This is a genomic window from Brevibacterium senegalense, from assembly GCF_000285835.1.
In the GTDB taxonomy this organism is placed as follows: domain Bacteria; phylum Actinomycetota; class Actinomycetes; order Actinomycetales; family Brevibacteriaceae; genus Brevibacterium; species Brevibacterium senegalense.
In genome coordinates, this window is sequence record NZ_HE978602.1 from 56,134 (window position 1) to 65,657 (window position 9,524).

At 71.2% G+C, this 9,524-nt stretch carries 8 protein-coding genes; 4 read left to right on the forward strand and 4 right to left on the reverse strand.

Annotated features, from left to right (window positions below):
- Window positions 1-18: 18 nt before the first annotated feature.
- The 4 genes from HGBR_RS16685 to HGBR_RS06150 are packed head-to-tail and all read right to left on the reverse strand — an operon-like array spanning window position 19 to window position 5,460.
- Window positions 19-891, reverse strand: coding sequence for an ABC transporter ATP-binding protein (locus HGBR_RS16685; RefSeq protein WP_019158454.1), 873 nt, complete (start codon window positions 889-891; stop codon window positions 19-21).
- Window positions 888-2,795 (reverse strand): ABC transporter permease subunit, encoded by a 1,908-nt coding sequence (locus tag HGBR_RS06140; protein WP_019158455.1) that lies wholly within the window; start codon window positions 2,793-2,795, stop codon window positions 888-890. The genes HGBR_RS16685 and HGBR_RS06140 overlap by 4 nt, the downstream gene beginning before the upstream one ends.
- Window positions 2,792-3,895, reverse strand: coding sequence for an ABC transporter permease (locus HGBR_RS06145; RefSeq protein ID WP_019158456.1), 1,104 nt, complete (start codon window positions 3,893-3,895; stop codon window positions 2,792-2,794). The genes HGBR_RS06140 and HGBR_RS06145 overlap by 4 nt, the downstream gene beginning before the upstream one ends.
- A complete protein-coding gene (locus HGBR_RS06150) occupies window positions 3,892-5,460 on the reverse strand; it encodes an ABC transporter substrate-binding protein (protein ID WP_019158457.1) in 1,569 nt (522 codons plus the stop codon). The genes HGBR_RS06145 and HGBR_RS06150 overlap by 4 nt, the downstream gene beginning before the upstream one ends.
- 293 nt (window positions 5,461-5,753) lie before the next feature.
- Between HGBR_RS06150 and HGBR_RS16690 the strand changes: the two genes are divergently transcribed.
- From HGBR_RS16690 to HGBR_RS20310, 4 genes are all read left to right on the forward strand, one after another.
- Window positions 5,754-7,097 carry an O-acetylhomoserine aminocarboxypropyltransferase/cysteine synthase family protein gene (locus HGBR_RS16690; protein ID WP_040364775.1) on the forward strand — a complete coding sequence of 448 codons (1,344 nt, stop codon included), beginning with the start codon at window positions 5,754-5,756 and terminating at the stop codon, window positions 7,095-7,097.
- A 1-nt stretch (window position 7,098) separates the two neighbouring features.
- Window positions 7,099-8,124, forward strand: a complete 1,026-nt coding sequence (locus HGBR_RS06160) for an LLM class flavin-dependent oxidoreductase (protein WP_019158459.1) — start codon at window positions 7,099-7,101, stop codon at window positions 8,122-8,124.
- Between the two features lie 315 nt (window positions 8,125-8,439).
- The gene (locus HGBR_RS19840; RefSeq protein WP_245533278.1) at window positions 8,440-9,084 is read left to right on the forward strand and encodes an HNH endonuclease family protein; all 645 of its coding nucleotides are present in this window, start codon (window positions 8,440-8,442) and stop codon (window positions 9,082-9,084) included.
- Between the two features lie 101 nt (window positions 9,085-9,185).
- Window positions 9,186-9,365, forward strand: a complete 180-nt coding sequence (locus HGBR_RS20310; RefSeq protein ID WP_019158461.1) for a hypothetical protein — start codon at window positions 9,186-9,188, stop codon at window positions 9,363-9,365.
- The last annotated feature ends 159 nt before the right edge of the window (window positions 9,366-9,524 follow it).

A 9,524-nucleotide genomic window follows, 5' to 3' on the forward strand; every position in this document is an offset into this window, starting at 1 on the left:
TCGTGTGTGGGTCGTGACTCAGGCGGCGATCGTGGGGATCGCCGCGATGAGCGTCTGCGTGTAGGGGTGCTGCGGCGCGGTGAGCACTTGAGCCGCAGTCCCGTCCTCGACGATGTGTCCGTTGTGAAGGACGAGCACGCGGTCCGCGATCGCGCCCAGGGACGAGAGATCGTGCGAGATGACGAGCAGCCCCGTCCCGGATCGCGCGACGTCCGCGAGCGCCCGGACCACCTCGATCCGGCTCGAGGCATCGAGCGCACTCACCGGCTCATCGCACACGAGCAGCGCCGGGTCCACCGCGATCGCACGCGCGATCGCCACGCGCTGCCGCTGACCGCCGGACAGCTGCGCGGGCCGGCGGTTCCACAGGCGCTCCGCGAGCCCCACCCGGCGCAGCGCATCCTCCGCGCGACGCGTCGCCTCGGCGCCGCGGACAACCTCGCGCGTGCCCTCGAGGACGGACCGCAGCGCGGTGAAGCGTCCGTCCAGGCTGCTGAGCGGATCCTGGAACACCTGCTGCGCGTGCCCGGCGCGACGGAACCGGCGCCACTGCGGCGGCCCGAACCGGTCGACCCTCTGCCCCGCGACCTCGACCGACCCGGCCGCCGCGGGCACGAGGCCCAGCACCGTCCGGGCCAGCGACGTCTTCCCCGAGCCCGACTCACCGATGAGACCCACGACCTCACCCGGACCCACGTGCAGGTCCACGTCGTGCAGCACCGTCCGTGCGCCGTAGCGCACGCTGAGCCCCTCCACGCGCAGCGCGTCCGCGGATTGCGCGTCGTCACCGGTCCGGGGGTCTGCAGTCGGGGAGCCCTCGGGGAGGACGCTCGGTGCGCTCGCCTCTGGGGGCGTGAACCTCTCTGTCGTCAGTGCCGTCGTCGATGTCATGGCCTCTGTGTCCCCTTCCCGGGTCCGGTCGGTGCGGTCATGCCGTTGGGCTGGTCGGTCGTCGGGTCTGCTGTCTGATCTGCGGCGAGTCCGGCCTCGGCCTCCTCGCGCTGCGCCTCCTCCGCCGCACGGCGCACGGCCTCGATCCCGAAGACCGTGTGGTCCGCGACGAGCTCCCGCGTGTACGGGTGCTGGGGCGCGCGCAGCACCTGATCGGTGGGCCCGGCCTCGACGATGACGCCGTCGCGGAAGACGTAGAGGTACTCGCACGAGTGCGCCAGCACCGCCAGGTCGTGGGAGATCATGAGGACGGACAGCGCGTGCTCGGCGCGCAGGCGGCGGATGAGGCCCAGCACCTCGGCCTGCACCGTCACGTCCAGCGCGGTCGTGGCCTCGTCCGCGACGAGCAGATCCGGCTCGCCGCTCACCGCGATCGCCAGGAGGATCCGCTGGATCATCCCGCCGGACAGCTCGTGGACGTACTGGGCGGAGACCCGGTCCGGGTCGTCCAGCCCCACGTGCGTCAGCAGCTCCCGTCGCCGCTCCGCTGCCTCCGCCCGAGTCATCCCCTGCGCATGCCGCAGCACCTCATCGATCTGCGAGCCCAGCGTCAGATGCGGGGCGAACCACGTCGCCGGATCCTGGAACACGCTGCCGATCCGCTCACCCGCGAAGTCGATCGACCCGCCGGCCACCTCCACGCCGTCCGGCAGCGCGCCCAGCAGCGCCTTGACCGTCAACGTCTTGCCGGACCCGGACTCGCCCAGGATCCCCACGCTGACCCCGCGCGGCACCCGCAGGTCCACCCCGCGCACCAGCGGCCGGCCGGACTCCGCGGTGATCCGCAACCCGTCGATCGTGAGGAGATCATCCGATGCCGTGCCCCAGGCCCCGGACGAAACCGCCCCCGAGGCCGCAGCCGGTTCCGAACCCGAGGTGACCTCCTGCTCCGGGCCAGTTCCGGCATCGGCCGGGACGTGCGCGTCGGCCGTCCGGACAGACTCCGCAGCGTCGTCACCGGATGCTGCGGTGTCGCGGGGCTGCGCGTGCTCGATCTCCGTATCCGCGCTCTCCCCGTCCTCGTCGATGCGGGTCTGGGGAAGGTCGCGGATGCGGTCTGCGAGGATGCCCAGCGCCGCGACGGTCACCATGATTGCCAGCGCCGGTGCCACCGGGTTGAAGGGGCGCAGCGCGAGGTAGGACAGGTCGGCAGAGAGCATCCCACCCCACGTGGGAGCTGGCGGCTGGACGCCCACACCCAGGAACGTGAGGCTCGCGACGACCAGCAGGCTGGCCGCCAACGCGCTGGCCGAGGTCACGAGCAGCACCGGCACGATCCGCGGCAGCACGTGCGTGAGGACGATCCGGACGACGGGCACACCGAAGAGGCGCGCGGCCTCCACATACTGCGACTGCGCCGTCCGCAGCACCGCGGCACGGACGACGCGGACGAACGTGGGTGCGGCCAGCACTCCCACCGCGACCATCGCCGCGTGGATGCTGTTGCCCAGCAGCGCGCCGATCGCCACGGCGAACGTGATGAAGGGCAGCGCCATGAACGAATCGACGACCCGCTCGACGACCCACCGGATCGGCCGCGGGCCGAACACGGCGGTGAGAGCCGCGGTGGTGCCCAGGAGCAGGGCGACGAGCACGGCCTCGGCGGCGGCCAGCACGGACAGGCGCGTGCCGGCGAGCAGGCGGGACAGGATGTCGCGGCCCAGGTAGTCCGTGCCCAGCCAGTGCGCGGCGGACGGTCCGGCGAGAACATCCGCCGTGTTCTGCGCGAGCGGGTCGTGCGGGGCGATCAGCTCGCCGAACGCCACGACGAGCGCGACGATGACGAGGACCGCGAGCGCGACGGCGGCGCTGGGACGGGTCAGGAGCGTGCGGAGCGCGGTCATGGGGTCTCCCTGGTCGAGCGCGAGCGGGATCCGGTGCGGTCCTGCGGATGCAGGGCCGCCAGCAGCAGGTCGAGGACGACGGTGCTGGCGAGCACGACGACGACCGTCACCATGACGGCGCCCAGGACGACCGGCATGTCGCCCTGCGTCGCGCCCTCGTAGGCCAGGAGGCCGAGGCCGGGGAGGGAGAAGATCTGCTCCGCGATGATGGCGCCGCCCACCAGCCGCGGCACCTGGATGCCGATGACGGACAGGGCCGGACCGGCCGCGTGCGGCAGGGTGTAGCGAGCGAGGATCCGTCGCTGGGACAGGCCGCGCAGCCGGGCGCCCAGCACGAAGTTCTCCTCGAAGCTGGCGACCAGCGCGGTCCGCAGCTGCCGGGCGATGTCCGCCGCGGCCTCGAGCGACAGCGCGATCGCCGGGAGGATGATGCAGGCGAGCCAGCCGGCCGGATCCTGCGCGAAGGGCACGTAGCCGCCGGTGGGCAGGATCGGCACCGCGACGCCGAAGAGCAGGATGAGGAGGATCGAGACGACGAACGGCGGCAGGGTCGCGAGCGTCGAGGCGAGCACCGTCACCGTCGCGTCGATCCACCCGCCGCGCCGGGTCGCCGCGAGGATGCCCGCGCTCCCGCCCACGACGACCGCGATGACCAGCGCGAGACCGGCGATCGACAGGCTCACGGGGATCCGGTCGGCCAGAGTCTCCGTCAGCGGGATGCCGGTGAACCAGCTGGTGCCCAGGTCACCCTGCAGCGCGTTCCACACCCACGAGCCGAACTGGACGACGAGGGGGCGGTCGCGGCCCAGCTCGTGGTTGAGCTCGGCGAGCGCCTCCGGGGTCGCGGCCTCGCCCAGGAGCAGGTCCGCCGGCTCCTGCTTCGCGAACGCACCCAAGGCGAACGTGACCGCGGCGGTCAGCAGCAGGACCGGCACTGCGCGGACGATGGCGGTGACGGCGAGGCGACCCAGGCCTCGGGCGCGGGCGGCGGCGCGGGACGCGATTGCGGGACCGGAGACGGCTTCGGCCGAGGCCGGGGTGCCGTGACCGGTCGCGGCACCGGTGCGGGGGCCGGGTGCGGTGGTGGGCTCGGTGCTCATGCCGTGACCCCCACGCCCTCGAAGCGCTGAGTGTGGCGGCAGTGCTTGAAACCGGTGACCCGGTCGTTCAGCGCGTGCGCGCGGTTCCAGTTGAGCAGCCACACGTGCGGGGTGGCGCCCACGACCGCCAGTCGCGTCGCCTCCTGCAGTGCGGGCAGGTAGTCGGGGGAGTCGAGCGGGGTGCGGCGCACTTTCTGGAGTGCGGCCGGGAACTCGTCGGGGTGCTGCTCGGAGATGTTCATCCACCCGCCTTCGTCGTAGAGGACCTCGAGTGCCTGGACGGGCGATTCGCGCCCGGAGAACGAGTAGGCGTAGAGGGTGTAGGAGTGCGCGGCCTTCTGCCCGGATCCGGGCGGTGCCAGCTCGATCGTGAGGTCGAAGCCCACCTGCGCGACCTGTGCCTGGACGACCTCGGACCACTTGACGGTCGCCTCGTTCCCGGCGTCGCCGTAGATGTGGAGGGTGACGGGAATGCGATCGTGGCCGGCCTCGTCCAGGAGGGCGCGAGCGCGGTCCGGGTCGTGGTCCCAGTGCCGGTCCAGGCCGGGGTCGTAGCCCTGCAGGTCGCGGGTGAACGGCTGCCAGTCGGCCTCGCCGTGGCCGAAGAAGACGCTGTCGACGATCGCGTCGCGGTCGATCGCGCGGTTGAAGGCCTCGACGACGCGGGGGTCGTCGAAGGGGGCGTGCCGATTGTTCATCTCGATCGTGTGGACGTTGAAGCACGTGCCCGCCTCGATGCGGAACCCGGCCTGCTGCAGCGGCAGGATCTGCGAGTCGTCGATGTGGGCGAGGTCGTACTGGCCGGAGGACAGGCCGGCGTAGGCGACAGCCTCGGCGGGGCGGTTGACGACGCGCAGCTCGTCGAGAAGGATCTCCTCCGCATTCCAGTGATCGGGATTCCGGCGCAGACTCGCGTGCGAGCCGGGGACCAGCTCGTCGAGGACGAACGGGCCCGCGCCCACGGGGGCGACATTGAGCTCCACACCGTCCGCGATGGCCTGCGGGGAGACGAGGTGGCCGATGAGCCCGGCCAGCAGCAGCGGCACCTGGTGGTTCGCGTCCGCCAGGTGAAGGGTCACGTCCGTTGCCGAGGCCGCGGTGATGTCCTCGATGACCGCCAGCGACTGCGCACTCGTGGCGCCGGGCAGATCGCGGCTGCGCTCGAGGCCCGCCTTGACCGCCTCTGCCGTCAGCGGCGCGCCGTCGCTGTAGACGAGGCCGGGACGCAGGTGGAACGTCACCGCATCGCCCGCCTCGTTGTAGGTCCACGAGTGGGCGAGGTCCGGCTCCAGCTCGCCGTCCGGGCCCAGCCGGGTGAGGCCCGCGTAGACGAGGGAGAGGACGTGGACGTCGTAGCCGATGCCGCGGGACGAGTCCCACGTCGACGGCAGCCGCCAGCCCCAGGTGAGGGATCCGCCCGGGGTGGGTGCGGCCTCGGCGGCGGTGTCCGCGGACGCGATCCGGGGGACCGCCAGCGCGGCGGTGCCCAGAGCGGCACCGGCGAGGAGGGAGAACTGGCGCCGGGTCAGGTGCGGGCGCCGCTGCGGGCGGGTGCCGTGCGTCATGGGTGCCTCGTCTCCTCGTGGTCGCGGATGGTCGTGGGTGTTCCGGATCACCGTGCACGGTCCGGCGGCCCGGTGCGTGCCAGACGTTCATCCGATGACGCGGGGTGTCACGGAGGCGACGCGGAACGACGCAGAGCGTCACGCGATTGGGAGTGGGCTTGGGCGGCGGACCAGGATGTGCGGAGACGGCGCCGACCGTCGCACCACGGCGATCTGTGGCTGCGATGCCCGACGATCTGCGGGAGCGGGGCGGTGCCGATGACGACGCGAAGGCGGAGAAGAGGAGTGCGGCGATGACGCGCAGCGAGGGGCCGGCGACGCGGCAGATCCACGCGGGGTACACGCCCGGGGAGCCGCAGAACACGGTGACGGTGCCGGTGTACCAGTCCGCGGCCTATGAGTTCGAGTCCTTCGCCGCGGCGCGAGACACCTTCGCGCTCACGCGGGTGGGCAACATCTACAGCCGCAACGCCAACCCGACGAACGCGGTGCTGGAGCGCCGGATCGCGGCGCTGGAGGGCGGTGTGGGAGCCATCGCGGTGGGGTCCGGGCAGGCGGCTGTCGCCGCGGCACTGCTCACGCTCATCGCCGCCGCCGGGCCGGGGCAGCACCACATCGTCGCGTCGAACAAGCTCTACGGCGGGACGTCAGACCTACTGGGGGACACGCTGGCGGACCTGGGGATCGAGGTGACTCTCGTCGACCCGCTGGACCACGGGGCCTGGGCCGGGGCGCTGCGGGAGACGACGCGGGCGGTGCTCCTGGAATCCGTGGGCAACCCTGTCCTGACGATCCCGGACCTGCCGGAGATCGCCCGGATCGCGCATGCGGCAGATGTGCCCGTCATCGTCGACAACACGATGGGGACGCCCACCCTGCACCGGCCGATCGAGCACGGGGCGGACATCGTCGTGCATTCCGCGACGAAGTACCTGGGCGGGCACGGCATCGCGATCGCGGGTGCCCTGGTCGATGCGGGCACGTTCGACTTCACCGCGCGGCCAAAGCGGTGGCCGCGGCTGACTGCTCCGTATCCGCGGTTCGGTGGCCTTGTCTTCACGGAGGCGTTCGACGGGACCGGGGGACGGACGCCGTTCCTGGTGCTGGCGCGGTCCAAGGTCGTCCATGATCTGGGGCCCACGCTGGCGCCGGCGACCGCGGCGCAGATCCTCGTGGGCATCGAGACCCTGGACCTGCGCGTGCAGCGGCAGACTGCGACCGCGCTGCAGCTGGCGCAGTTCTTGGCAGGGCGGCCGGAGGTGGCGCGCGTCCATCACCCCGGGCTGCCGGATCGCCCGGAGCACGCGCGTGCCCAGCGACTGTTCCCGGACGGTGTGGGCGGTGTGTTCGCGTTCGACCTGGCGACGGGAGCGGACTCCGTCGAGACGTTCGTCGATGCGCTGGAGCTGTTCGCGCTCGCCGCCAACATCGGGGACGCGCGGTCCCTGGTCGTCCACCCGGCGACGATGACGCACTCGCGCCTGAACGCCGCAGGCCGTGCCGAGGCCGGGATCGACCTCACAACCATCCGCCTGTCCGTGGGCCTCGAGGACGTCGCGGACCTGCAGGCGGACCTGGAGCGGGCGCTGGACGCGGTGGGTGCCCATCACTTCTCGCACGACTCGGAAGGACACTGACATGCGATTCGGCTACTGGACCCCCGTCTACGGCGGCTTCCTGCGCAACATCGAGGACGAGGGCATGCCGCCCACGTGGGACTACATCAAGCGGATCAGCACGCAGGCCGACCGTCTTGGCTTCGACCTCACCCTGGTGCCGGAGCTCTACCTGAATGACCGCAAGGGACCGGAGGCGCCCAGCCTCGAGGCGTGGTCGCTGGCCACCGCGATCGCCGCGGTGACGGATCAGATCGAGGTGCTGACCGCGATCCGGCCCGGCTATCACAACCCGCAGGTGACGGCGAAGCGCCTCTCAACGCTGGCGGACATCTCCGGCGACCGGCTCTCTCTCAACGTCGTGGCGGCGTGGTGGGCGGAGGAGGCGAAGCAGTTCGGCGGCGTGTTCCCCTCGCACGACGACCGCTACGTGCACTGCCGCGAGTTCGTCGACGCACTGCGGGGGCTGCTGACGGAGTCGCCGTACAGCCAGCACGGGGAGTACTTCGACATCGAGGGAACGGTCGTCGAGCCCAAGCCCGCCCGCCTGCCGCAGTTCTACGCCGGCGGTGAGTCCGAGGGCGGACGCGAGGCGATCGCGGGCTTCGCGGACTCGTACGTCACCCATGGCGGGACGATCGAGGAGATCCGGGAGAAGGCGGCGGACGTGAACGCCCGCCGCGAGCGCCTGCAGGGCGGGCCGTTCGGCTCGATCGGGATGAGTGCGTACATCATCATCCGCGACACGGAGGCGGAGGCGCGCAGGGAGCTGGAGCGCATCACGACGGTCGATCCGAACTCGCCGGGGTATGCGTCCTTCGAGGAGTTCACGACCCATTCCAACCTGGACGTCGAGGTGTCGAAGCGCGAGTACTCCGTGGGCACCCGCGCGCTGCGACCGGAGCTGGTGGGCACCCCGGAGCAGGTCGCGGAGAAGATCCGAGCGTACGAGGAAGCGGGGCTGAACCTGCTGCTCATCCAGGCGTCACCCCTGCACGAGGAGCTGGAGCGCATCGCCACGGACCTCATCCCACTGGTGAACGACTGAGTGGGGGAGCGTGTGTGCGTGGAAGCGATCAGGCGAACGATCCGAGGGTCGATCTGCGACACGCGGTGAGAGGGTCCGGCGGGACCCCGCGAGCGGGGGTGTGGCAGACACGCACCCGGTGCATCGCGAGAATGCGGCGCTGAGGCGGAACTCACGCCGTCTGGACTTCTCACCGGCATGCATTCCGATCGCGGGCCGGGCATACTGCTCTGAGCCGAGTTTCGAATAGTCGAAGCTCACGGGTGGGAAGCAGCGGTGGCAGTGGCCGGTTCGTGGTGGCGTTCGCGTGGTGCGGCGGTCGGATCGACGGTCGCGGTGATCGCCGCACTCGCGCTTTCGGGATGCGACGAGTCCGGCGTCGACCTCACCGACGAGCAGGAGGTGGCCGCGACGGCGGAGGCGACGACGGCCTCGGCGACGGCGGACCCCAGCCCCACGCCCACGGCGACCCGGACGGCCGACGACGAGTCGAGCGAGCGCGACGCACCAGACCCGGACGACGCGGAATCCGGCAGCGCGCTGCAGATGCTGTACGAACTGGAGATCAAGGGGCGGGCGCCGAAGACCGGCTACGACCGCGACCTCTTCCGCTGGCGCGAAGACACGGACCGCAACGGCTGCGACACCCGCAACGACGTGCTGCGGCGCGACCTGACCGGCCTGACGCTCAAGACCGGCGGGTGCATCGTGCTGGGCGGGACGCTGACCTCCGACTACACGGGGGACACGTTCGACTTCATCCGCGGCGACGGCAACAACATCGACATCGACCACGTCGTGGCCCTGTCGAACGCGTGGCAGACCGGTGCGCAGGGGCTGTCCGCGGACGAGCGCGTCGCGCTGGCGAACGACCCGATCAACCTGCTGGCCGTCGAATCGAGCGTCAACCGGTCGAAGGGGGACGGCGACGCCGCGACTGAGTATGACACTCTGAAATGGCCCCACCTGGAGCGGTTTTGATGCTCTGATTTGGCCCCACCCTCGACCTACCTCCCCTACTGTTCGGATCGTCTGGCAAGGCGATCACGAAGAGGCAGGGACTGATGAAGGAGTTGTCGAGAGTGGAGCAGTTCGAGAATATCCGGCGAGACCACAGGGATGAAGAGATGTCGATCCGCGCACTGGCGGTGAAGCACAAAGTCCACCGTCGCACGGTGCGTCAGGCGTTGGCCGATGCGACGCCGCCAGCGCGCAAGGCCCCGGACCGGGTCGCCCCGGTGTTGGGGCACGGCCAGCGGTGAGCGTGCCCTGTCCGCGCCGACCCCGAACTCCTGGTCCTGGCGCCCGGCTCGCAACGAATGCAACCGGTCAATGGGTCGGGAAAAGCTGATGCCGGAGCTCCTGTTGCTTGCAAACGCCCGACTAATGCGACTCTTCAGTCGGCCACAGCCACGTCGGTA